This window comes from Camelimonas lactis (assembly GCF_004342915.1).
GTDB lineage: Bacteria > Pseudomonadota > Alphaproteobacteria > Rhizobiales > Beijerinckiaceae > Camelimonas > Camelimonas lactis.
On record NZ_SLWL01000003.1, the window covers coordinates 135,686 to 158,534 of the forward strand.

General features: G+C 66.4%; 19 protein-coding genes. 3 read left to right on the forward strand and 16 right to left on the reverse strand.

Annotated elements, in window-relative coordinates:
• Positions 1-166: 166 nt before the first annotated feature.
• Together EV666_RS05125 and htpX are read right to left on the reverse strand one after the other, a co-directional pair.
• Positions 167-1,519 (reverse strand): RsmB/NOP family class I SAM-dependent RNA methyltransferase, encoded by a 1,353-nt coding sequence (locus EV666_RS05125; protein ID WP_132004066.1) that lies wholly within the window; start codon positions 1,517-1,519, stop codon positions 167-169.
• Between the two features lie 128 nt (positions 1,520-1,647).
• Entirely contained in the window at positions 1,648-2,595 is a 948-nt protein-coding gene (gene htpX, locus EV666_RS05130) for a zinc metalloprotease HtpX (protein WP_132004069.1), read from the reverse strand.
• 322 nt (positions 2,596-2,917) lie between these two features.
• On the opposite strand from htpX, the gene EV666_RS05135 reads away from it, so the two are divergent.
• Both EV666_RS05135 and EV666_RS05140 read left to right on the forward strand, forming a co-directional pair.
• On the forward strand, positions 2,918-3,154 hold the full coding sequence (locus EV666_RS05135) for a DUF1674 domain-containing protein (protein WP_132004072.1): 237 nt from the start codon (positions 2,918-2,920) through the stop codon (positions 3,152-3,154).
• 129 nt (positions 3,155-3,283) lie between these two features.
• Positions 3,284-3,952: a septation protein A gene (locus EV666_RS05140; RefSeq protein WP_245514221.1), complete on the forward strand. Its 669-nt coding sequence runs from the start codon at positions 3,284-3,286 to the stop codon at positions 3,950-3,952.
• A 103-nt stretch (positions 3,953-4,055) separates the two neighbouring features.
• On the opposite strand, the gene EV666_RS05145 is transcribed toward EV666_RS05140, so the two are convergent.
• From EV666_RS05145 to EV666_RS05190, 10 genes are all read right to left on the reverse strand, one after another.
• On the reverse strand, positions 4,056-5,396 hold the full coding sequence (locus tag EV666_RS05145) for an adenylate/guanylate cyclase domain-containing protein (RefSeq protein WP_132004078.1): 1,341 nt from the start codon (positions 5,394-5,396) through the stop codon (positions 4,056-4,058).
• 51 nt (positions 5,397-5,447) lie between these two features.
• Positions 5,448-6,032, reverse strand: coding sequence for a DsbE family thiol:disulfide interchange protein (locus EV666_RS05150; protein WP_132004081.1), 585 nt, complete (start codon positions 6,030-6,032; stop codon positions 5,448-5,450).
• The gene (gene ccmD, locus EV666_RS05155) at positions 6,029-6,223 is read right to left on the reverse strand and encodes a heme exporter protein CcmD (RefSeq protein WP_132004084.1); all 195 of its coding nucleotides are present in this window, start codon (positions 6,221-6,223) and stop codon (positions 6,029-6,031) included. The genes EV666_RS05150 and ccmD overlap by 4 nt, the downstream gene beginning before the upstream one ends.
• Positions 6,220-6,975 (reverse strand): heme ABC transporter permease, encoded by a 756-nt coding sequence (locus EV666_RS05160; RefSeq protein ID WP_132004087.1) that lies wholly within the window; start codon positions 6,973-6,975, stop codon positions 6,220-6,222. Before EV666_RS05160 ends, ccmD begins: the two co-directional genes overlap by 4 nt.
• A 264-nt stretch (positions 6,976-7,239) precedes the next feature.
• Entirely contained in the window at positions 7,240-7,641 is a 402-nt protein-coding gene (locus EV666_RS05165) for a F0F1 ATP synthase subunit epsilon (RefSeq protein ID WP_132004090.1), read from the reverse strand.
• Positions 7,642-7,773: 132 nt separating this feature from the next.
• Positions 7,774-9,213, reverse strand: a complete 1,440-nt coding sequence (gene atpD, locus EV666_RS05170; protein WP_132004093.1) for a F0F1 ATP synthase subunit beta — start codon at positions 9,211-9,213, stop codon at positions 7,774-7,776.
• A 149-nt stretch (positions 9,214-9,362) separates the two neighbouring features.
• On the reverse strand, positions 9,363-10,244 hold the full coding sequence (locus EV666_RS05175) for a F0F1 ATP synthase subunit gamma (protein ID WP_132004096.1): 882 nt from the start codon (positions 10,242-10,244) through the stop codon (positions 9,363-9,365).
• Between the two features lie 16 nt (positions 10,245-10,260).
• Positions 10,261-11,790 carry a F0F1 ATP synthase subunit alpha gene (gene atpA, locus EV666_RS05180; protein ID WP_132004099.1) on the reverse strand — a complete coding sequence of 510 codons (1,530 nt, stop codon included), beginning with the start codon at positions 11,788-11,790 and terminating at the stop codon, positions 10,261-10,263.
• Entirely contained in the window at positions 11,790-12,365 is a 576-nt protein-coding gene (locus tag EV666_RS05185) for a F0F1 ATP synthase subunit delta (RefSeq protein WP_132004102.1), read from the reverse strand. The genes atpA and EV666_RS05185 overlap by 1 nt, the downstream gene beginning before the upstream one ends.
• A gap of 466 nt (positions 12,366-12,831) precedes the next feature.
• Complete coding sequence (locus EV666_RS05190) at positions 12,832-15,075, reverse strand: primosomal protein N' (protein ID WP_132004593.1); 2,244 nt, start codon at positions 15,073-15,075, stop codon at positions 12,832-12,834.
• Positions 15,076-15,224: 149 nt separating this feature from the next.
• On the opposite strand from EV666_RS05190, the gene EV666_RS05195 reads away from it, so the two are divergent.
• A complete protein-coding gene (locus EV666_RS05195; protein ID WP_132004105.1) occupies positions 15,225-16,154 on the forward strand; it encodes a tyrosine recombinase XerC in 930 nt (309 codons plus the stop codon).
• On the opposite strand, the gene EV666_RS05200 is transcribed toward EV666_RS05195, so the two are convergent.
• The 4 genes from EV666_RS05200 to EV666_RS05215 form a co-directional block, all read right to left on the reverse strand.
• Complete coding sequence (locus tag EV666_RS05200) at positions 16,120-16,674, reverse strand: hypothetical protein (RefSeq protein WP_132004108.1); 555 nt, start codon at positions 16,672-16,674, stop codon at positions 16,120-16,122. The genes EV666_RS05195 and EV666_RS05200 overlap by 35 nt on opposite strands.
• Before the next feature lie 84 nt (positions 16,675-16,758).
• Positions 16,759-18,159, reverse strand: coding sequence for a dihydrolipoyl dehydrogenase (gene lpdA, locus EV666_RS05205; RefSeq protein WP_132004111.1), 1,401 nt, complete (start codon positions 18,157-18,159; stop codon positions 16,759-16,761).
• A gap of 92 nt (positions 18,160-18,251) precedes the next feature.
• Positions 18,252-19,484, reverse strand: a complete 1,233-nt coding sequence (gene odhB, locus EV666_RS05210) for a 2-oxoglutarate dehydrogenase complex dihydrolipoyllysine-residue succinyltransferase (RefSeq protein WP_132004114.1) — start codon at positions 19,482-19,484, stop codon at positions 18,252-18,254.
• 289 nt (positions 19,485-19,773) lie between these two features.
• On the reverse strand, positions 19,774-22,734 hold the full coding sequence (locus EV666_RS05215) for a 2-oxoglutarate dehydrogenase E1 component (RefSeq protein ID WP_132004117.1): 2,961 nt from the start codon (positions 22,732-22,734) through the stop codon (positions 19,774-19,776).
• Between the last annotated feature and the right edge of the window lie 115 nt (positions 22,735-22,849).

Below are 22,849 nucleotides of genomic sequence, written 5' to 3' on the forward strand. Positions count from 1 at the left end.
AAACACGTCAAAACCGCAGAGCAAGGCGAGGAACGCTTCCAGGACGCAACGCCAATGCCTGCATCCCGATGAAAGCGCCCCGTGAATCGACCCCGCCGCACGCCTGGAGACTATACCGCGACGTCTGGCGACGGGAAGCATGCCGCCGCAATGAATCCACGCGCTTTCAGTTTTTGCGCTGCAACCGGGCGGCGAAAAACCCGTCGAGGCCGGCCATGCGGGCCTCGGCGTCTGGCAGCATGGAGGGAAAGGTTCGCACTTCGCCGGCCGCATTGATGGCTTCCCGCAGTCCTGGCAATTCCGCCGCGATGACGGGAAGGCGCTGCATCTGCGGATGCCGCTCCAGGAACCGGGCGATCTGCTGTTCGCCCTCTTCCGGCTCAAGCGAACAGGTCGAATAGACCAGACGGCCGCCAGGCTTCAGCAATGCGGCGGCGCAATCAAGCAGCCGCGCCTGCAAATCGGCGAGCGAGGCGATGTCGCCCGGGCGTTTGGTCCACGCCACGTCCGGGTGGCGGCGAATGGTGCCCGTTGCCGAACATGGGGCGTCAAGCAACACCGCGTCGTAAGGCCCACCCCGGATCTTCTCCGGAGCGACGGTCGCCAGGTTGACCACATGGCGCTCCGGCGCGAAGCCAAGCCGGCGCATGTTCGCGGCCAGCCGGTCCATGCGGGCGGGTGAACGGTCGAAGGCCGCGACCTTGCCGCCCGCCGCCAGCAACTGCGCCGTCTTGCCGCCGGGGGCGGCGCACAGATCGGCCACCTGCTCGCCTGGCTGCACGCCCAGCAGCCGCGCCGGCAGCGCCGCCGCCGCGTCCTGTACCCACCAGGCGCCTTCCGCGTAGCCGGGCAGCGCCTCGATGCCCCGCGTCGTGCGCAGGCGAATGGTCTGCGTCGCCGCCGCCGCCGGCGCCAGCGGCAGGGCCACGCCGTCGAGTTTCTCCGTCCACGGCCCGGCCGGCCCGCGCACGCTAACGTCCACCCCAGGCTCCTGGCGGAGCGCCGCGGCGATGGCTCTGGCCTGCGGTTCGCCCCAGGCGGCGCGCCAGCGGGCGGCGAGCCAGCGCGGCGTGTCGATATCGAGCGGATCGTAGCCAGCGACCTCATCCTTGCGGGCTACGACATTACGCAGCACCGCATTGGCCAGCCCGGCGAACGGCGCGGCGTTCCGGTCGGCCCGCGCCAGGTTGATGGCGGTGTCGACGGCGGCGTGATCAGGCGTATCCATGAACAGGATCTGCGCCGCCGCGGTGACCAGAATCGCCTCCAGCGGACCGCACTTGCGCGGGTAGCCGCGTTCCATCAATTGCGCCAGCAGATGCTGGATTGAACCCAGGCGCCGCAAGCTGGCGGTGACGATGGCGCGGGCCAGGCCCCGGTCACGATCATCAAGGTCGGCCGTGGCGTCAGCCAGCAGGACGTCGACCTGCGGCGCTTCATCCGGCTGCTCCAGCACCGCGCGCAACACGATGACAGCGGCGCGGCGCGCCGCCATGCCTGGTCCTGTGGCCGAACTCATGCCGCCGCCCTGACCGCCGCGCCCGCCCTGGCGCCCCGGGGCCCCGGCCTGCCGATGGTTGCCAGACGCGCCGCTCTTGCCCGAAGGGTGGCGGGAGGGACGCCCCTGACGATGATCGTCTCCAGACTTCAACCCCACGGCCCGCTCCTGCGCGACCAGGGATTGCCCGCGGCGCCCGTGGTGAAACCGCCGGAAGAGGGCGCGCCAGCCTGATCGGCCCGCCAGCCCTTGCCCCAGGCCGCGGCCAGTTGCTGCAATGCGTTGATGCGGTTCTGCGTCGAGGGATGCGTTGAAAACAGATTGTCCATGCCGCGCCCGGAAAGGGGGTTGATGATAAATAGCGGCGCCGTCGCCGGGTGCGCTTCCGCGCGCTCGTCGACCACCTGCGCCACGCCCTGCTCGATTCGCGCCAGGGCGGATGCAAGCCAGACCGGCTCGCCGCAGATTTCCGCGCCCAGCCTGTCTGCTTCATACTCGCGCGAGCGGCTGACCGCCATCTGAATAACCATGGCAGCGAGAGGCGCGACAATGGCGACGAGGAGACCGGTCAGCGCTCCGTGGCTGTTACCGTCCTGGCGGTTGCCGCCAAACAGCATGCCGAACTGGGCGATCGAGGAAATGGCGCCGGCGATGGTCGCCGCCACGGTCATTGTGAGGGTGTCCCGATTGCGGATATGCGCCAGCTCATGGGCGATGACACCGGCGAGTTCCTGACGCGACAACGCCTGCGTCAGCCCGGTGGTCACCGCCACCGCTCCCTTCTCCGGGGTGCGCCCCGTGGCGAAGGCGTTCGGCTGTGGACTGTCGATGAGATAGACGCGCGGCGGCGGCAGCTGGGCGCGCCGCGCCAGTTCATGCGTCATCTGCACCAGCTCCGGCGCGCTGTGCTGGTCGACCTCACGGGCGTTATAGGCGGCCAGGGCCAACCGGTCGGAGTTCCAGTAGGCAAACAGGTTCATGCCGGCCGCCACGACCAGGGCGATCATCATGCCGCCAGCACCGCCCAGCATGTACCCCACAACTCCGAACAGCGCGGTCAGCGCCGCAAGCAGCAATGCGGTTCTGGCGAAGTTCATCTGGCGTTCTCCCATTTTCGGGCGCCAACCGGCGCGAAAATGCGTAAAATCAGCGGCGACCCAGTCCTGACGAACGCCGCTACAACGCCAATGTGGGCGCCCGGTATGGCCTGCCGCAAGAGCAGGATGGCGTCCACCCATTGACATCCCGTGGCTTTTGCCTCTGGGCTGCCATGACGGAGCCGCCGCCGCGACCTGTCGTGATGCGCATGTTCCGGCGGACGGACCCGGGTTGCGTGAAGAATACGCGTTAAATCAACAGGACGGAGAAAATCCCGTTTCGATATGAACGGATTTGCTCTGTGATCGGGGAATCCGGCAGATGACCGACGACAATCCCACAGCTTCGCCCGCCGCCAGCGGGCAGGAGAACACGAGCCAGCCGCGCCAGCTGACGCCAGCGGCGCAGCGGGCGCTGGCGGAAGCGGAAGCGCGCCGCGCTGACCTGGAGGCGCGGATTGCCGCCCTCGGCGACAAAACCGAACTGGGCGGCCGGGCCGGGCCGGACCCGGTGCGCTATCAGGACTGGGAAAACAACGGCATCGCCTCGGATTTCTGAGCCTTTTCCGGTAACGGCCGCCGCTCCGCCTTGATGCGGCCACGGCGGTTTCATAGGGAGCCGACGCGCGACCGCGCCTCCCGGATCACACGACGACGCCGTCCGCCTGGACGATTGGGGACACAGTACGTGACAGCGCAATCCCGGACGATCTCTCCACTGGCCAAGTTCGCCCTCGAACTGGGCCCCCTCGGCGTGTTCTTCTTCGCCAACGCCCGTCCGCACCTGTTCACGCCGCTGGTAGGCGCGCTGGTTCCGGAAAACCTGGCGCAGACCGGCCAGCTGGGCATTCTCACCGCGACGGCGGTGTTCATGGCCGCAACCCTTGCTGCGCTGGTGATTCACTATGTGCTGGTGCGCAAGCTGCCGATCATGCCGCTGGTGTCGGCTGTCGTCGTGCTGATCTTCGGCACGCTCACGCTGGTGTTGCGTGATGACCACTTCATCAAGCTCAAGCCGACCATCGTGAACTGTCTGTTCGGCGGCGCGCTGCTTGGCGGTCTCGCCCTTGGCCGGCCGCTGCTCAATGTGGTGCTGGACAGCATGATTCGCCTGACTGACGAAGGCTGGCGCAAGCTCACCTTCCGTTGGGCAATGTTCTTTTTCGTGCTGGCGGCGCTCAATGAAATTGTCTGGCGCAACTGGTCCACGGACGCATGGGTGAATTTCAAGGTGTTCGGCATCATGCCGCTAACCCTTGTGTTCGCCCTGGCGCAGACGCCGCTGATCATGCGCCATACCCTGCCGGAAGACGCGGAGCCGGCGCCCCAGGGCGATCCCAATTCATTGATCGAATAAGGCAGACGGTGGGCCTGGTTCTCCCGGGGTTTTGCTGAAGCAAGGGGCTGAACTTCGCCCGTGGCCATACGCGCCTCTCACCTGGGGCAGGGCGAGATCTGCATCAGCTCCGGGGACGCTGGGCCAGCCGGTCAGTGGCGAGCGGCGCATAGAGGCGCACTGGCGCCGCCCGCCCCCGCAACTGCTCGGCGCCGACGAACCGGTAACCCGCCAGACGCTGCGGCGTATCGTCCCCCGCCGCCGCCAAAGCGTCGCCGGAAACCAGCAGGGGCGTGAGGCGGGTCTTGGTGGCCTGCTCCAGCCGCGCGGCCACGTTCACCGCATCGCCAAGCACGGTGAATTCCAGCCGGTCGTCGTTACCGATGGCGCCGACGAACGCCTCGCCGAAATGCACCCCCGCCCCCACGCGCACCGGCGGTTGACCCTCCGCCTCCCGTTCGCGCGACCACAGTTCCATGGTCTGCACGATTTCGACGGCGCATGCGATGGTGCGGCGGGCATCGTCCCGCCGCGAATCGAGCAGACCGCAAACCAGAAAAGCGCCATCGCCGATGAACTTGTCGATCACCGCGTCATGTTTTTGCGCGATCCGCGTCAGGTGATCGCGGAATGCGTTGATCATCACGCTTAGCGAACGGGCGTCGAGACTCTCTTCCATCGACGTGGAGTTGCGGATGTCGACGAACAGCAGGCCCACCTTCTTGCGGCTGCCCTGCTTGAGGTCATCCATGCTTTCCGTGGCGAGGATCTGCGACAGTTCCGATGGCAGATAACGGCCAAGATTCATCCGCCGTCGCGTTTCATCCACCGCCCGCAGCAGCATGGCCCGGCCGCGTACGGTCGCGAGCCAGGTGATCCCCGCCATTCCCACCAGAATCAGAAGCCGCATGGCATTGGCGTTATCGCCGAACATCGGGGCAAGCGGCCCGACCAGCGGCGCTGATCCAGCATCCACCCTTTGCCCCCAGACAGCCGCGATCGCCAGGGCGCCGACGATAATCAGCAGTCCAGCGTAGGCCTGCACCGCCGGGCGCATGCGCACGATCGACATCACCAGGATCAGGGGGATGCCGCTGGCGGCTGGATAGGCGGGGAGAAAATTACCGCCGAGCCTGATTGAGGCCGCCGTCATGCCGAGATTGATCAGAACCACGCCGGTATCGACGGTCACGGTGAGATAGGCCATCCATGGCCGCCAGCGCCCGGTCTGCACCAGCGCCAGGGCGATGCCCCCCGACAGGAAGAGCACGATGAGGGTGGCCTCGGCCACCCGCAGCATCACCGCTGGTTCGGGGCTGGCGTAGTCTTCCGGCGTCGTCAGCAGCCACAGCGCCACCAGCAGCAGCAGCGCTGTGGCAATGCGCACGTAACTGACCTGGCGCTCTGCTCCGAGGTCCGCGGTGCGCAACAATTCCCGCCCCTGGGGCGGCATCGGTCTGGCCATCGCACTCCTCAACAGCCCGGCGGCGCCCCATGCCGCGTTCGTCCGCGCCTGTCAGCGCGCCGCCTTGGCCAGCGCCGCGCCGAAAGCACCCCGTAACGCCTCTTCCGTCAACGGCCCCACATGCCGGTAGCGGATGATCCCGGCGCCATCAACGATGAATGTTTCGGGAACGCCATAAACGCCCCAGTTCACGGCTGTCGCGCCGTCCCGGTCGGCCCCGACGGCGACGAATGGATCGCCAAGCTGGCCGAGAAAGCGACGGGCGTTTTCCGGGACATCCTTGTAGTTGACCCCGAGCAGGCGCACCCGCCCCTCCCGCGCCAGCTGCATCAACTGCGGATGCTCGATCCGGCAAGGCCCACACCAGGAAGCCCAGAAATTCACCACCACTGGAGCCCCGGCTCCCATGAGGGACGGAACGAGGCCTGGCGTCGGCGTTCCGTCCGGCCGCTTCAGCCCTTCAAGGGGTGGAAGAACGAGCGCCGGCGCCTTCCTGCCAATGAGCGCAGACGGCACGATGGAAGGGTCGCCGCCCCGCCACAGCCGCCAGCCAAGCAAAACGGCCAGCAGCGCGAAAACCACAAGCGGAGCCGCCAGGAGCAATCGCCGGAATGCGCGTCCCTCACCGCCGCTCATGATTGCGTGCGCCTCCCCGGCGCCGCAGCCCCAGTACGCCGGGCGCTGAAGAGGGCGCTCTCGGCCTCGGTCCGGGCCAGTTCCCGTTTCGCCTGCCGTGCGCCAAGCACCGTCCAGAGGGTCAGGCCCGCCATCAGCACGAACGCCACCGCATAGGCGGCGAGCACATATCCAGCGTAAGTCCCGGTCATGACGCAAAGCCGACAGTTTCAGCGCCGGCCCGCGACATGCGGTCCAGCAGCACAATGCGCCGCGCCCTGATCCGGCGGCGCAGCACTTCGGTGCGCATGCCAGCCATATGCAGGCAGATGGCCACCAGGCTCATGGCGCCAGCCATCGCCAGCAACGGCCAGAGCATGGCGGGATGCATCGCCGGGCCGTCAAGGCGCAGCACGGAAGCAGGCTGGTGCAGCGTATTCCACCAGTCCACCGAGAACTTGATGATTGGCACGTTGATGAAACCGACGATGGTCAGGATGGCGACGGCCCGCGCGGCGCGCAGGGGATCCTCGATTGCCCGCCACAGGGCCAGCACCCCGCAATACATCAGGAACAGCACGAGCACCGAGGTCAGCCGGGCGTCCCACACCCACCAGGCGCCCCACATGGGTTTGCCCCAGATCGAACCGGTGATCAGGCACAGCAAGGTGAACACCATGCCGACAGGCGCCGCGGCGCGCTGGGACACGTCCGCCAGCGGATGCCGCCACACCAGCGTGCCAAGCGCAGAAATGGTCATGATCGTGTACATGAACAGCGCCAGCCACGCCGCAGGCACATGCACGAACATGATCCGCACCGAATCGCCCTGCTGATAGTCAGCCGGCGCCCGCCAGGCCAGCCACAACGCGCCCGCCAGCGCCAGCGCCGCCCCGGCCGTCAGCCACGGCAGCAGGCGCCCGGACCATTTCATGAACACCGCTGGATTGGCGAATGCCATCATGCTGAACGTCCCAAGGCGTTTCAAACCTGCGCATTGACCTCTGGCTGCGGAGCCGCGCACGCGCCAGACAAACTGGAGCGCAACTCCATGCAGGACAGGCGCCCCCCGGCCGCCAGCGCATCCGCCAGCCCGAGCCCGCGTTCCGGCGCGCAGCCAAAACAAAACATCCCGACCTGACAAGGCCGGGATGCTGTTTATACCGGAAAGCGGGGAAAATCGCGCGGACGGCCCTGCGGCAAATCAGGGCAGGCCCGCTTCAGCTTTTCAGCTCTGCAGTAAACCGCGGACTTCCTTCAGCTGCCCGAGCCGCTCCAGGGCCACCCGGCGCTGGTCATCGTCCGTGGCGGCGTCGACGGCCCTTTCGGCGTCGGTGATGACCACGTCGATCAGGTCGTCGGTCAGTTCCTCGACCGGCACAGCCTGTTCCGCGAGAATGGTCAATCCATCCGGACGGATGTCGGCGAAGCCGCCGCGCACGAAAATTGCCTGGGCCTTGCCAGCCGATTCAACCGTGATCAGGCCCGGCTTCAGCACGGCCATCAGCGGCGCGTGGTGCGCCAGAACAGTCAGGTCGCCGTCCACGGACGGAACGATGACTGCCTCCACGTCGCCGGAGAACAGCAGGCGCTCCGGGGCGACCAGCTCGAAGTGGAAGTTTTCCGCCATGGGGCGCTGCTCCAATAGGGCGTCCGGCGCCATCGCCGGATCACGTCGCGGGTCTGGACCTCGTCGCGCTCCGCAACTGAAGAAACGGGAGCGGACGGTGCGCGGACCCGTCGCCGGGTCCGCGAGCCTTCATCAGGCCTCAGCGGCGAGCTTCTGGGCCTTCTCGATCGCCTGATCGATCGAACCGACCATGTAGAAGGCCGCTTCTGGCAGATGGTCGTACTTGCCTTCGACCAGACCCTTGAAGCCCTTGATGGTGTCTTCCAGCGAAACCAGCTGGCCGGGCGAACCGGTGAACACCTCGGCGACGAAGAACGGCTGGCTCAGGAAGCGCTCGATCTTGCGGGCGCGGGCCACGACCAGCTTGTCCTCTTCCGACAGCTCGTCCATGCCGAGAATGGCGATGATGTCCTGCAGCGACTTGTAGCGCTGCAGCACTTCCTGGACCTGACGGGCGACGTTGTAGTGCTCTTCGCCAACGATCAGCGGCGACAGCATGCGAGAAGTCGAGTCGAGCGGGTCCACCGCCGGATAAATGCCCTTCTCGGAAATCGCGCGGTTGAGCACCGTGGTGGCGTCAAGGTGAGCGAACGAGGTGGCCGGCGCCGGGTCGGTCAGGTCGTCGGCCGGCACGTAAATGGCCTGCACCGAGGTGATCGAACCCTTGTTGGTGGTGGTGATGCGCTCCTGCAGGGCGCCCATGTCGGTCGCAAGGGTCGGCTGATAGCCCACGGCCGAAGGAATACGGCCAAGAAGCGCCGACATTTCCGAACCCGCCTGGGTGAAGCGGAAGATGTTGTCCACGAAGAACAGCACGTCCTGGCCCTGGTCGCGGAAGTGCTCGGCCACGGTCAGACCGGTAAGGGCGACGCGGGCGCGGGCGCCCGGAGGCTCGTTCATCTGGCCGAACACGAGGGCGCACTTGGAGCCGGCGGTCGAGCCATTGTTGGCGTGCGGATCCACGTTCACGCCCGACTCGATCATCTCGTGATACAGGTCGTTGCCTTCGCGGGTGCGCTCGCCAACGCCGGCGAACACGGAGTAACCGCCGTGCGCCTTGGCGATGTTGTTGATCAGCTCCTGGATGAGCACGGTCTTGCCCACGCCGGCGCCGCCGAACAGGCCGATCTTGCCGCCACGGGCGTAAGGAGCGAGCAGGTCCACGACCTTGATGCCGGTGACGAGGATCTGCGCCTCGGTCGACTGTTCGGAATAGCTCGGGGCCGGCTGGTGAATGGCGCGGCGACCTTCAGCGTCCACCGGACCGGCTTCGTCCACCGGCTCGCCGATGACGTTCATGATGCGACCGAGCGTGCCGGCGCCAACCGGAACCTCGATCGGCCGGCCGGTGTCGGTCACGGCCTGACCGCGCACCAGACCCTCGGAGGTGTCCATGGCGATGCAGCGCACGGTGTTCTCACCAAGCTGCGCGGCGACTTCGAGAACCAGGCGGTTGCCCTGGTTGCTGGTCTCGAGCGCGTTCAGAATTTCGGGCAGGTGGCCGTCAAACTGCACGTCGACGATAGCGCCAATGACCTGCGTGATGCGTCCTGCGGAGGTTGTTGCAACCATGGGAAGCTCCCGTCCGAGCCCGTACGGGCCTCGCCTTGAAGTAATGTCGGACGCTGCGGGTCAGACCGCGCGTCGCGCTGGAATGGTTCGTGGCCCACGCCCTGCCCGCCGCCGTGCGCTGGACAGGCCGCGGGCCTGCAGTGTCCTGTTCAGAGCGCCTCTGCGCCGGAAATGATCTCGATCAGTTCCTTCGTGATCATCGCCTGACGGGTGCGGTTGTAGAGCAGCGTCTGCTTGCGGATCATCTCGCCCGCGTTGCGGGTCGCGTTGTCCATCGCGCTCATCTGGGCGCCGTAGAACGACGCATTATTTTCCAGAAGCGCGCGCAGGATCTGAACCGTCACGTTGCGCGGCAGAAGCGATTCGAGAATCTCTTCTTCGCCAGGCTCGTAGTCGTAGACCGCGCCGCCCAACTTGTCGCCAAGCCCATCCGCCGGAATCTCGGCCGGAATGATCTGCTGCGCCGTCGGCACCTGCGAGATCACCGACTGGAAGCGGGCATAGTACAGGGTGGCGATGTCAAACTCACCGGCCTCATACAGGGCGAGCACCTTGCGGCCGATCTCGTCCGCCACGTCCCACGTCAGGTTCTTCACCGAACGCAGTTCGATGTACTCGACGATATTGCCCTCGAACTGGCGGCGAAGGGCGTCATAGCCCTTCTTGCCCACAAGGAGCATTTTGACCGTCTTGCCCTCGGCGATCAGCGCCTGCGCCTGCTCACGGGCCAGACGGACGATCGACGAGTTGAAGGCGCCCGCAAGACCGCGTTCACCGGTGCAAACGACCAGCAGATGCACCTTGTCCGAGCCGGTGCCGGCAAGCAGGCGCGGCGCGCCCGGCTGACCGACGACGCCGGAAGCGAGATTACCCAACACCTGACCCATGCGCTCGGCGAACGGGCGCGCGGCTTCAGCCGCGCTCTGGGCGCGGCGGAGCTTTGCCGCCGCGACCATCTGCATGGCCTTGGTGATTTTCTGCGTCGCCTTCACCGAGGCGATGCGATTGCGAAGATCCTTGAGCGAGGCCATGCGATGCGCCCTTCAATCAGGCGAAGGTCTTGGCGACGTCAGCGACGACAGCCTGCAGCTTCGCGGCGACATCGTCGCTCAGGTCCTTCGACGTACGGATGGCGTCGAGAATATCCGTGTGGCGACCACGCAGGGCGCCAAGCAGGGTGTCCTCGAACTCGCGAACCCGCGAAACCGGCAGGTTGTCGAGATAGCCATTGACGCCGGCGTAGATCACCGCGACCTGCTCTTCCATCTTCAGCGGCGAGAACTGCGGCTGCTTCAGAAGCTCGGTCAGGCGCGCGCCGCGGTTCAGCAGGCGCTGGGTGGTGGCGTCAAGGTCAGAACCGAACTGGGCGAAGGCCGCCATTTCACGGTACTGGGCCAGTTCGCCCTTGATCTTGCCAGCGACCTTCTTCATCGCCTTCGTCTGCGCCGACGAACCGACGCGGGACACCGACAGGCCGACGTTCACAGCCGGGCGGATGCCCTGGAAGAACAGGTCGGTTTCAAGGAAGATCTGACCGTCAGTGATCGAAATCACGTTGGTCGGAATGTAGGCCGAGACGTCGTTGGCCTGGGTCTCGATGACCGGCAGCGCCGTCAGCGAACCGTTGCCGCTGGCGTCGTTCATCTTCGCCGCGCGCTCCAGCAGACGGGAGTGCAGGTAGAACACGTCGCCCGGGTAGGCTTCGCGACCCGGCGGGCGGCGCAGCAGCAGCGACATCTGACGGTAGGCGACGGCCTGCTTGGAGAGGTCGTCATAGGTGATCACGGCGTGCATGCCGTTATCACGGAAGAACTCGCCCATGGCGCAACCGGAGAACGGCGCCAGGAACTGCATCGGCGCCGGATCCGAAGCGGTGGCGGCGATGATGATCGAGTACTCCAGCGCGCCGTTCTCTTCGAGAACCTTCACGAACTGGGCGACCGTCGAGCGCTTCTGGCCAACGGCGACATAGACGCAGTAAAGCTTCTGCGATTCGTCGTCGCCCTGGTTCAGGGGCTTCTGGTTCAGGATGGTGTCGAGCGCGATCGCGGTCTTGCCGGTCTGGCGGTCGCCAATGATCAGCTCACGCTGGCCGCGGCCAACCGGGATCAGTGCGTCAATGGCCTTCAGACCCGTCGCCATCGGCTCATGCACCGACTTGCGCGGAATGATGCCCGGCGCCTTGACGTCGACCTGACGGAACTCGGTCGCCTGGATCGGACCCTTGCCGTCGATCGGGTTGCCAAGCGCGTCCACGACGCGGCCGAGCAGGCCCTTGCCGACCGGGACGCTGACGATGTCGCCAGTGCGCTTCACGGTCTGGCCCTCGGCGATGTCACGGTCGGAACCGAACACCACGACGCCGACGTTGTCGTTTTCAAGGTTCAGCGCCATACCGCGGACGCCGGACTCGAACTCGACCATCTCGCCGGCCTGAACCTTGTCCAGACCGTAGCAGCGGGCGATGCCGTCACCAACGGACAGAACCTGGCCAACCTCGGAGACCTCAGCCTCCTGGCCAAAGTTCCTGATTTGCTCTTTGAGAATGGCGGAAATTTCTGCGGCCCGAATGTCCATCAGCCGACCTCTTTCATCGCGAGACGGATCGAATTGAGTTTATTGCGCAGGCTGGCGTCGAGCATCCGACTGCCAAGCCTGACGACGAGACCGCCGATGATCGACGGGTCGATTTTCACGTGCAGATCGACGTCGCCGCCGGCCACGTCGCGCAGCGCCTGCTTCAGGTCATCAAGAACCTGCACAGCCGGCAGCGCGGCAAGCGTCACGTCGGCGCGAACCACGCCCTTGCGGGCGGCGACCAGCGCCTTGTACGCCGCAATCATCTGCTGAACTGCAAACAGACGGCGACGGGATGCGACGAGTTTGAGAAAATTGGCGGCAAGGCCGCCGATGCCGGACCGATCAAGGATCGTGGTGACAGCCGCCAGTTGCTCATCCGCCGAGAAAACCGGACTGCGGACGAGGCGCTGCAGGTCGGCGCTCTCCCTCACCAGGGCGTCGAACCGGTCGAGATCCGCCTCGACCTGGTCGATCGCCGCGACGCCGGATTCCGCCGCCGTTTCGAGCAACGCGGAAGCATAGCGGCCAGCGACCCCTGAAATCGGACCTGTCATTGAAGGCTGTTCGGCCACGTCGGCGTCTCACTTTCAGGCTCACGGCGACTCACATTGCGTCACGTCAATGACGCACATGATTGCGCGAGCACATGGACAGGGAGCGGGAAGCGTTCAGCCACCCGTTGGCAGGTCCCCTATCATGGGGATTATTGACGTGCAACAGCTTGCAGGCGCCTGAACGTCGCAACCAGGCCACGTTTGCGCCAGGATTTCCGCGTCTGGGGCGGAAAGACCCATGGCGCAGCTATTGCGCCAGCCTGTTGTCACGATTTCTCACCGCGCCTGGTTGCGGTTTGCCGCGCCCGATCCTGTAAAAATCCCCAGCGTTCACAGCTTTTCACAGGCCTGGTGCGTCATGACGTCCATGTGCGCTGAATCTGGCGCGACCTCCTTGCGCGTCAACGGCAGCGAATCACCATTTCGCCAGTCACAATCCGTACAAGGCAGGGATACCTCTTGCGTCTCGCTGCCCGTCCTGGCGTCAGAAGAAACTTTGCGGATCGACGTCCACGGTAACCCGTATCCGGGCGGCCGGCGCGGACGTCGCGGCGAGAACCGCGCGCAGAAATCCCTGTAAATCCGTATTGCGCGCAGATTTGATCAGCAGGCGGAAGCGGTGCATGCCGCGGACGATGGCCAGCGGCGCCTCGGCGGGGCCCAGCACGACGAGGTCGCCGGAGGCATTCGGCGCGGCGTGGGCGGCCCGGGCCAGCGCCTGGGCGTGCGCCTCCGTCGCCTGCCGGTCCGGCCCCGCGACGATGATCGCCGCCAGCCGCCCGAAAGGCGCGAGGCCCGCCGCCTCGCGGGCGGCGATTTCTTCCGCATAGAAACGCTCGGACTGGCCTGACAGCAGCGCGGTCATCACCGGGTGCTCCGGCTGGTGCGTCTGCAGAATGGCCCGGCCCGGGGCGTCGCCTCGCCCGGCCCGGCCCGTGACCTGTTGCAGCATCTGGAAGGTGCGCTCTGCGCCGCGTGGATCGCCCGTGGCGAGGCCGACGTCGGCGTCAACGACGCCCACCAGGGTCAGGCGTGGGAAGTTATGGCCCTTGGCCACGAGCTGGGTGCCGATGATGATGCGGAAATCGCCGGCGGCGACGGCGTCCAGCTCCTTGCGCATCCGCTCGGAACCACCGGCCAGATCGCTCGACAGCGTGATCGCCGGCACGCCCGGAAACAGCGCCGCCACCTCCTCGGCCAGGCGCTCCACCCCCGGCCCGGCCGGAACCAGCGCGTCCACCTCGCCGCAGGCCGGACATGCGTCAGGCCGCCGTTCGGCATGGCCACAGTGGTGACAGATGAGGGCGCGCCGGAAACGGTGCTCCACCAGCGAGGCCGAGCAGTTCGGACACTGGAAGCGATGGCCGCACGACCGGCACAGGGTGAGCGGCGCATAGCCGCGCCGGTTCAGATAGAACAGCGCCTGCTCGTCGCGGGCCAGGGTTTCGCGCGCGGCCTCGACCAGCGGCGCGGACAGCCAGCGGCCTTTTGGCGGCGCCTGTTTGCGCAGGTCGATGGCCGACAGGCGCGGCATGGCGCGCTGGCCGAAACGTTCTGGCAGGCGCAGATGGCCATAGCGGCCGCGCATGGCGTTAACCCGGCTTTCGATCGACGGCGTCGCCGAAGCCAGCGCCACGTGGCAACGCTCGATGCGACCGCGCACCACCGCCATGTCGCGCGCGTGGTAGTGCACGCCGTCCTCCTGCTTGTAGGCCGCCTCGTGCTCCTCATCGACGACAATCAGACCAAGCTTGCTGAACGGCAGGAACAGCGCCGATCGGGCCCCGGTCACCACCTGAATCTCGCCGCTGGCGGCGCCGGCGTGGATGCGTTCGCGCTGACGGGGACTGACGCCCGAGTGCCATTCCGCCGGGCGAACGCCGAAGCGGGCGGCGAAACGATCGAGAAACTGGGCGGTCAGGGCAATCTCCGGCATCATCACCAGCGCCTGGCGGCCCTGACGCAATGCCTCGGCGATCGCCTCGAAAAAAACTTCGGTCTTGCCCGAACCGGTGACGCCCTCAATCAGGGTGACGCCAAATTGCCCGTCCGCCACGGCCGCCCGCAGGCTGGCGGCGGCGCCAGCCTGCCCGTCTGACAGCGCAGCTGGCGCGAATTCGGGGTCCGGCGCCGGCGCCGGCGTATCCGGCAACACGCGGGTTTCGAGACTGCCGTCGTCGATCAAACCATTGATGACAGCCAGGCTGACCCCAGCCGCCACGGCCAGCCCCTTGCGCGACATGGCGTCGTGACCGTCCAGCGCGGCCAGCGCCCGCCGCCGCGCCGGCGTCAGGCGCGCCGGCAGCCTGCCGGTCGCCGCCACGGCGACGCGCGGCGCTTCTGGCGGCAGCTTTTCGGGGTGACGCAGGGCAAGGCGCAGCACCTGACCACGCGGCGCCAGGGTGTATCGGGCGATCCAGTCAAGCAGCGTCCGTAACCCGTCGGGTAGTGACGGAACGTCATACCTCCCGCTGACGGTCTTCAGCTTGCGGCCACCGACGGTCGCCCCTGGCGGATGCACCGCCCAGACGACGCCAATGGCCTCGCGTGATCCAAACGGGATACGGACGATATCCCCGGCCGCCAGCGCAAGGTCCGGCGGCGCCAGATACGACCACACCATGTCGAGCGCCAGCGGCGCCAGCACATCGACAATGGCCGGGGCGCCAGCCTGCGCTTCATCATGCGCGGCCAGCGCCGGTTTCTGGTCCGGATCGTCAGCGTTCATCATGAGGGGCAGATAACATCGATTCGGCGCCGGCCGGGCGGCAATTCGCGCCGTGCGACGCCGCGGCGGCAACCTTGCGTTAGCCAGCCGGCGATAGTGTCCCGCAGGCGGGCCCTGTTTCCGCCCGGGCCGGAGCAGAGGAGCAGCGGATGATCGTCGCCACCGACGTCCAGGCGGTATTTCAACATTGGCTCGAACATCTGGCCAGCGTCCGCCGCCTGTCGCCATTGACCATCGAAGCCTATGGCCGGGATCTGCGGCAGTTCTTCGGCTTTCTCACAACCCATCTCGGAGCGCCGCCATCCATCGCCGGTCTTGCCGCGCTGAAACCGCTGGACCTGCGCGCCTTCCTGTCGGCGCGTCGTCGCGACGCCATCGACAACCGCACGCTGATGCGACAGCTCGCCGCCCTGCGCTCCTTTGCCCGCTATTGCGAGCGGGAGGGCGTCGTGACCCTCGCCGCCATCGCCGCCGTGCGTGGGCCGAAGCTGACCCGCAACCTGCCCCGACCGCTGACCTCGGCCGCCGCCGTGGCGGTGACCGACGTGGACAGCCGCGCCGGCGATGAGCGCCCCGCCTGGGTTCTGGCCCGCGACGCAGCTGTGCTGGCGCTGCTCTATGGCAGTGGCCTGCGCATCAGCGAGGCCCTGTCGATCCGCCGCAAGGACGCGCCTGTGCCTGGCGTCGGCCAGGTGACCGTCACCGGCAAGGGCGCCAAGACACGTTCCGCCCCGGTTCTGCCCAAGGTCGCGGCGCTCGTCGGCGACTATATCAGCCAATGCCCGTGGACCTTGCCGGCGGATGGCCCCCTGTTTGTCGGCGTGCGCGGCGGACCGCTCTCGCCGCGCATTATCCAGCTTGCCATGCAAAATATGCGCGGCGCGCTCAATCTGCCCGAAACCGCCACGCCCCATGCCCTGCGCCATTCCTTCGCCACCCATCTTCTCGGCGGCGGCGCCGATCTGCGCAGCATTCAGGAACTGCTGGGCCATGCCTCCCTGTCGACCACGCAGGGCTATACCAAAATCGACGCCGCCCGCCTGCTCACGGCGTATGATTCGGCCCACCCCCGCGCCTGATCCTAGCGCGTAACAGGCGCATGCGCCGGACAAGCCGACGCATGACGCCGCCGCCGCGCAGACGCAATTTCGCGGCGATGGCGCGTAAACGCGCCCGTAACGGCGCCGTCTGCTCCAGCGCCCAGGCATGCAGGCGCATCAGCCAGCCATAGCCGGTCGCGAACCACCCGATGGTCATGAGCTTCGGGCGCAGGATATCGAACAGGAACAGGCTGAGACCCGCCGTCAGCAAATGGGCGACGATGAAGGTCAGAACACCGGATTTGAATTTTCCCTGCGCCAGCAGCCACAACGAAACCAGCTTGAGCGGCTCGACGCAGGCGAAAGGGACGATGAAGGCCAGCAACGCCGCCCATGCCGGCAACCGGGAAAGCGCCGCCTCTGCCCGGGCGCGCAGCTGCGCCCACGGCAACACACGGCCGAGCCAGTGCAGCAGCGGCTGCAATTGCGCCCAGGCCCAGGCCTCCAGCAGGAACGCCAGCGCCAGCAGCAGCCACAGCGCCTTCTTGATCCTTTGCATGCGTCCGTCCTGCATGGGCCAGAAACAGCGACGGCGCGAACCGGAGGTCCGCGCCGCCCGCACCGCCGGAATGTGATCCGAAGATCAGATGTGAATCGCGCGCTTGTCCACCGCGAGCGCCGCTTCGCGCACCGCTTCCGACATGGTCGGGTGAGCGTGGGTCGAGCGGGCCAGATCCTCGGCCGAGCCGCCGAATTCCATCAACACCACCGCCTCATGGATCATTTCGCCGGCATTGGCGCCGACGATGTGCACGCCGAGCACCCGGTCCGTCGCCTTGTCGGCCAGCACCTTGACGAAGCCGTCCGTCGCAAGATTGGCGCGGGCGCGGCCATTGGCGGTGAAGGGGAACTTGCCGACGTTGTATTCAACGCCCGCCTTCTTCAGCTCTTCCTCGGTCTTACCGACGGAGGCGATCTCGGGCTGGGTGTACACCACCGCCGGGATGGCGTCGTAGTTCACGTGCCCGGCCTTGCCCGCCAGCATTTCGGCGATGGCGATGCCTTCGTCCTCGCCCTTGTGGGCCAGCATCGGCCCGATAACCACGTCGCCAACGGCATAGATGCCAGGAACGTTGGTGCGGTAATGATCGTCGATGGTCACGCGCCCGCGCTCGTCGACGGCGACGCCAACCTCCTGCAGGCCGAGGCCTTCGGTATAGGGCCTGCGACCGATGGCGACCAGCACGACATCCGCCTGCACCTGCTCGGCCTCGCCGCCGGCCGCCGGCTCGACCGTGAGGGTCACGCCTTTCGCGTTTGCCTTGGCGCCCGTCACTTTGGCGCCGAGACGGAACTTGACGCCCTGCTTCTGGAACAGGCGCTGGGCCTGCTTCGCCACCTCATCGTCCATGCCCGGCAGGATGCGGTCGAGGAACTCGATCACCTCGACCTCGGCGCCCAGACGCCGCCACACCGAGCCGAGCTCCAGGCCAATGACGCCGGCGCCAATCACCACCAGGCGGCCAGGAACCTTGTCCAGCTCCAGCGCGCCGGTGGAGGACACGATGCGCTTCTCGTCGATGTCCACGCCCTTCAGCGGCATGACGTCGGAGCCGGTGGCGATGACAATCGCCTTCGTCTCCAGGGTGGTCTTCGCGCCGCCCTCCGCCGTCACCTCAACCTTGCCCGGCGCGGTGATGCGACCGGCGCCGATGTGGCTGTCGATCTTGTTCTTCTTGAACAGGAAGGCCACGCCGTTGACGTTGGCCGAGACGGTGTCTGTCTTGTGCCCCATCATTTTCGGCAGATCGAGCTCCGGCGCGCCCACCTTGACGCCAAGCGCCGCCAGACCGTGACCGGCTTCCTCGAACATCTCGGAGGCGTGCAGCAGCGCCTTCGATGGAATGCAGCCGACATTGAGGCAGGTGCCGCCGAATGTCTTGCGCTTCTCCACCACCGCCGTCTTCAGTCCAAGCTGGGCGGCCCGGATGGCGCAGACATATCCGGCCGGGCCGGAACCGATGACGACGAGATCATAGGACATGATTGAACTCTCAGTGCCACGTACAGGGGAAGCGGTCGCCGCCGACGCCGGCGGTCAGGGCCGGTCCGGCGTCGGGATAATTGCGCGTCGGCTCAGAGATCGAGCACCAGACGGGTCGGATCCTCAAGGTTCTCCTTGATGCGAACAAGGAAGGTGACCGCTTCTTTCCCGTCGATGATGCGGTGGTCGTAGCTCACCGCCAGATACATCATCGGCCGGGCCACGATCTGGCCCTTGTAGACCACCGGGCGCTGCTCGATGCGGTGCATGCCCAGAATCGCCGACTGCGGCGCGTTCAGGATCGGCGTCGACATCAGCGAGCCGTAGATGCCGCCGTTGGAGATGGTGAAGGTTCCGCCCTGCATGTCCTCGATCTTCAGCTGACCGTCGCGGGCCTTGCGGCCATAGTCGGAAATCTGCTTCTCGATGTCGGCGATGGAAAGCATGTCGGCGTCACGCACCACCGGGACGACCAGCCCCTTGTCCGTGCCGACGGCGACGCCAATGTGGTAATAATTTTTGTAGACCAGATCGGCGCCGTCGATCTCGGCGTTGACCGAGGGCACGTCCTTCAGGGCGGCGACGGCGGCCTTCACAAAGAAGCCCATGAACCCCAGCTTGGCGCCGTGCTTCTTCTCGAAGGCGTCCTTGTACTGGGCGCGCAGTTCCATCACCGCCGTCATGTCGACGTCGTTGAAGGTCGTCAGCATCGCTGCGGTCTGCTGGGCGTCCTTGAGACGACGGGCGATGGTCTGGCGCAGCCGGGTCATGCGCACCCGCTCTTCGCGGGATGCGTCATCGGGAGCGGACGGCGCGCGCACCGCGGCCGGAGCCTCGGCCTGCGGAGCCGGCGCGCTGGCGAGACGCGCCACGGCGCCGAGCATGTCGCCCTTGGTCACCCGGCCATCCTTGCCGCTGCCAGCGACGGCAGCGGGATTGACGCCGCTTTCCGCCGCGATCCGGCTAACCGCCGGACCATTCTCCACCGCGGCTTTCGGCGCGGCGGCAGGGGCCGGCGCGGAAGCGGCCGGGGCGGCCTTCGCATCTTCCTTCTTCGGCGCAGGCGCTACGGGGGTTGCGCCAGCGGCGCCTTCCATGATGGCTCCGAGCAGCGCCCCGGCGGCGACCGTCTCGCCTTCCTGCGCCACGATCTCGGCCAGAACGCCCGAGGCCGGCGCATTCACCTCAAGCGTCACCTTGTCGGTTTCAAGTTCGCACAGGGGCTCGTCCGCCTTGACGGCGTCGCCAGCCTTCTTGAACCAGCGGCCAATGGTGGCCTCGGTCACCGACTCGCCAAGGGTAGGAACGCGGATTTCGGTCGCCATGATCGTATCGGTCTTTCTTTCAGCGACGGTGCGCCTCGGGCGTTTTCCGGGCGGGCCGGAAGCAGCGGGAGCGCCGCGTCAGATTTCGGATCGGGCGATTGGCGGCCAGGCCGCTGCGACTCGCCGAATTGTGTTTCCAGGCGCGCTCATTGCTGGCAGGACCAGCAGCGCGCTTCTTCCCGGACTGTCGCCCGACAGGCCTTTGTGAGTCCAGCCGCCCCTGTCATCTGGACGGGCGGCGCCCCGGGGCGAGGCGCGCCGGAAACCGGCCGCGCCGCGCCCCTGGTCCTCAGGACGCGAACGCGTCGTCGAGGAAGGCCTGAAGCTGGGCCTGGTGCTTCGACATCTGCCCCACCGCGGGGGAAGCCGCCGCCGGACGCCCGACGTAGCGGGGGCGCTGCGTCCTGGCGTTGCAATGCTCCAGCACCCAGTCGAGGTACGGTTGAACGAACGTCCACGCCCCCATGTTGCGCGGTTCTTCCTGGCACCAGACCAGCTCCGCGTTCGGGAAGCGGCTGAAGATATTGGTCAGCGTCTTCACCGGGAACGGATAGAGCTGCTCGGCGCGCAGCAGGTAGACATCGTCAACGCCGCGCTTTTCGCGCTCTTCCAGCAGATCGTAATAGACCTTGCCGGTGCACAGGATGACGCGACGGATACGGTCGTCCTTCACCAGCCTGATCGGGCTGGCGTCAGGATAACGCTCGGCGTCATCGTGCAGGATGCGGTGGAAGGTCGAATCTTCGCCCAGTTCCGACAGGTGCGACACGCAACGCTTGTGCCGCAGCAGCGACTTCGGCGTCATCAGCACCAGCGGTTTGCGGAAGTCACGCTTCAGCTGCCGGCGCAGGATGTGGAAGTAGCTGGCAGGCGTCGAGCAGTTGGCCACCTGCATGTTGTCTTCGGCGCAGAGTTGCAGATAACGCTCAAGGCGCGCCGACGAGTGCTCGGGCCCCTGGCCCTCATAGCCATGCGGCAGCAGCATCACCAGGCCGGACATGCGCAGCCACTTGCGCTCGCCCGACGAAATGAACTGGTCCACCACAACCTGGGCGCCGTTGGCGAAGTCGCCGAACTGGGCCTCCCAGATGGTCAGGGCGTTGGGCTCGGCCAGGGAGTAGCCATATTCAAAGCCGAGCACAGCTTCTTCCGAGAGCATCGAGTTGATGGCTTCGTAGCGCGCCTGGCCTTCACGCAGATGGTTCAGGGGCTTGTAACGGCGGTCCGTCTCCTGGTCGTGCACCACCGAGTGGCGCTGCGAGAAGGTGCCGCGCTCCACGTCCTGACCGGACAGGCGGACGGGATTGCCATCCAGCAGCAGCGAGCCAAAAGCCAGCGCCTCGGCGGTCGCCCAGTCAATGCCTTCGCCGCTCTCGATCGCCTTGCGGCGGGTGTCGAGGAAGCGGACAATGGTGCGGTGAGCGGTGAAGTCCTTCGGCAGCTCCGTCAGGCGCAGGCCAATGTCCTTCAGCTCTGCCACCGGCACGCCGGTGTGACCACGGCGCGGATCGTCGCTGTCCTCGCGGACCGCCTTCATGCCGGACCAGCGCCCATCGAGCCAGTCGGCCTTGTTGGGCTTGTAGGTCTGCGCCGCCTCGAATTCGGCGTCGAGGTGAGCGCGCCATTCGGCCTTGCGCTCATCCACCTGCGCCTCGGTGACCACGCCCTCGTCAATCAGCTTCTTCGCGTAGATGTCGAGAGTCGTCTGGTGCTTGCGGATGGTCTTGTACATCAGCGGCTGGGTGAACGCGGGCTCGTCGCCCTCGTTGTGACCGAACCGCCGGTAGCAGAACATGTCGATGACCACCGGCTTGTGGAAGCGCTGACGGAATTCCGTCGCCACCTTGGCCGCGAACACCACCGCCTCCGGATCGTCGCCGTTGCAGTGGAACACCGGCGCCTCAACCATCTTCGCCACGTCTGACGGATAGGGAGAGGAGCGCGAGAAGCGCGGATTGGTGGTGAAGCCGATCTGGTTGTTGATGATGAAGTGCAGCGAGCCGCCGGTGCGATGCCCCTTCAGCCCCGACAGGCCAAAGCATTCCGCCACCACGCCCTGGCCGGCGAACGCCGCGTCGCCATGGATCAGCAGCGGCATGGCCTTTGAACGCTCGATACGGTCGTCCAGCTGGTCCTGCTTGGCGCGCACCTTGCCGAGCACCACGGGATCGACGATCTCGAGGTGGGAGGGATTGGCGGCCAGCGACAGGTGCACCTGGTTATTGTCGAACACGCGGTCCGAGGAGGCGCCAAGATGGTACTTGACGTCGCCGGAGCCCTCGACGTCGTCCGGCTTGAACGAACCGCCCTTGAACTCGTTGAAAATGGCGCGGTGCGGCTTCGCCATCACCTGGGCCAGCACGTTGAGGCGGCCACGGTGCGCCATGCCGAAGGAAATGTCGCGCACGCCAAGCGCCCCGCCGCGCTTGATGATCTGCTCCAGCGCCGGAATGATCGCCTCGCCGCCATCAAGGCCGAAGCGCTTGGTGCCGGTGTACTTGAGATCGAGGAACTTCTCGAAACCTTCCGCCTCGATGAGCTTGTTCAGGATGGCGCGCTTGCCTTCCGGCGTGAACGCCACCTCCTTGTCAGGCCCCTCGATGCGCTCCTGGATCCAGGCCTTCTCGACCGGATCGGAGATGTGCATGAATTCGAAGCCGATGGTCTGGCAATAGGTGCGTCGCAGGATGTCGAGCATCTGGCGCACGGTGGCGAATTCCAGCCCGAGCACATTGTCGATGAAGATCTTGCGATCGTAGTCGGCTTCCTCAAATCCGTACGATGAGGGGTGCAGTTCGACATGATCTCCGCGCGGCTCAAGGCGCAGCGGATCGAGATCGGCGTGGAGGTGACCACGCATGCGGTAGGCGCGGATCATCATGATGGCGCGCACGCTGTCGCGCGTGGCCTGGGCGACAGCGCCTTCCGTCATGACGACGCCCTGATCCTGCGCCTTCTTGCGCAGTTTGTCGCCAACGATCTTTTCGGCCGGCCAGTCCCCGTCCATGGCCGAGACCAGCTCGCCATTGGCGGGCACAGGCCAGTTGGGGCGCCGCCAGGAGGCGCCTTCGGCATTCTTGCGCACCAGCGACGCGTCGTCGCTCAGACCGCCGAAAAACTCCCGCCACTCGGCGTCAACAGAGGCCGGGTTGTTTTCATACCTGGCCTGAAGTTGCTCAAGATAGGCGGCGTTACCTCCGTAGAGGAACGCTGTGTCGGCAAAAAGAGCGTTGTCGTCCTGTCGCGCCATAACTGTCTGTCCCTGCCGGAACCCGCCGGCCGCCACCTGAACGTGGCGCGCCATGGAAGGCCTTTCAGCCCTGGTCCGCCTCTCTCCGGTTGGAGAGGCGGAGCGCGAATCGGCC

Bases quoted from the DNA above. Each gene is read 5' to 3' on its own strand.
- EV666_RS05190 (WP_132004593.1), bottom strand. From the start codon at position 15,075: ATGAACGCTGACGATCCGGACCAGAAACCGGCGCTGGCCGCGCATGAT.
- atpA (WP_132004099.1), bottom strand. From the start codon at position 11,790: ATGGACATTCGGGCCGCAGAAATTTCCGCCATTCTCAAAGAGCAAATC.
- EV666_RS05195 (WP_132004105.1), top strand. From the start codon at position 15,225: ATGATCGTCGCCACCGACGTCCAGGCGGTATTTCAACATTGGCTCGAA.
- EV666_RS05215 (WP_132004117.1), bottom strand. From the start codon at position 22,734: ATGGCGCGACAGGACGACAACGCTCTTTTTGCCGACACAGCGTTCCTC.
- odhB (WP_132004114.1), bottom strand. From the start codon at position 19,484: ATGGCGACCGAAATCCGCGTTCCTACCCTTGGCGAGTCGGTGACCGAG.
- EV666_RS05145 (WP_132004078.1), bottom strand. From the start codon at position 5,396: ATGGCCAGACCGATGCCGCCCCAGGGGCGGGAATTGTTGCGCACCGCG.
- EV666_RS05165 (WP_132004090.1), bottom strand. From the start codon at position 7,641: ATGGCGGAAAACTTCCACTTCGAGCTGGTCGCCCCGGAGCGCCTGCTG.
- EV666_RS05160 (WP_132004087.1), bottom strand. From the start codon at position 6,975: ATGATGGCATTCGCCAATCCAGCGGTGTTCATGAAATGGTCCGGGCGC.
- atpD (WP_132004093.1), bottom strand. From the start codon at position 9,213: ATGGTTGCAACAACCTCCGCAGGACGCATCACGCAGGTCATTGGCGCT.
- EV666_RS05150 (WP_132004081.1), bottom strand. From the start codon at position 6,032: ATGAGCGGCGGTGAGGGACGCGCATTCCGGCGATTGCTCCTGGCGGCT.
- EV666_RS05135 (WP_132004072.1), top strand. From the start codon at position 2,918: ATGACCGACGACAATCCCACAGCTTCGCCCGCCGCCAGCGGGCAGGAG.
- ccmD (WP_132004084.1), bottom strand. From the start codon at position 6,223: ATGACCGGGACTTACGCTGGATATGTGCTCGCCGCCTATGCGGTGGCG.
- EV666_RS05200 (WP_132004108.1), bottom strand. From the start codon at position 16,674: ATGCAAAGGATCAAGAAGGCGCTGTGGCTGCTGCTGGCGCTGGCGTTC.
- EV666_RS05175 (WP_132004096.1), bottom strand. From the start codon at position 10,244: ATGGCCTCGCTCAAGGATCTTCGCAATCGCATCGCCTCGGTGAAGGCG.
- htpX (WP_132004069.1), bottom strand. From the start codon at position 2,595: ATGAACTTCGCCAGAACCGCATTGCTGCTTGCGGCGCTGACCGCGCTG.
- lpdA (WP_132004111.1), bottom strand. From the start codon at position 18,159: ATGTCCTATGATCTCGTCGTCATCGGTTCCGGCCCGGCCGGATATGTC.
- EV666_RS05125 (WP_132004066.1), bottom strand. From the start codon at position 1,519: ATGAGTTCGGCCACAGGACCAGGCATGGCGGCGCGCCGCGCCGCTGTC.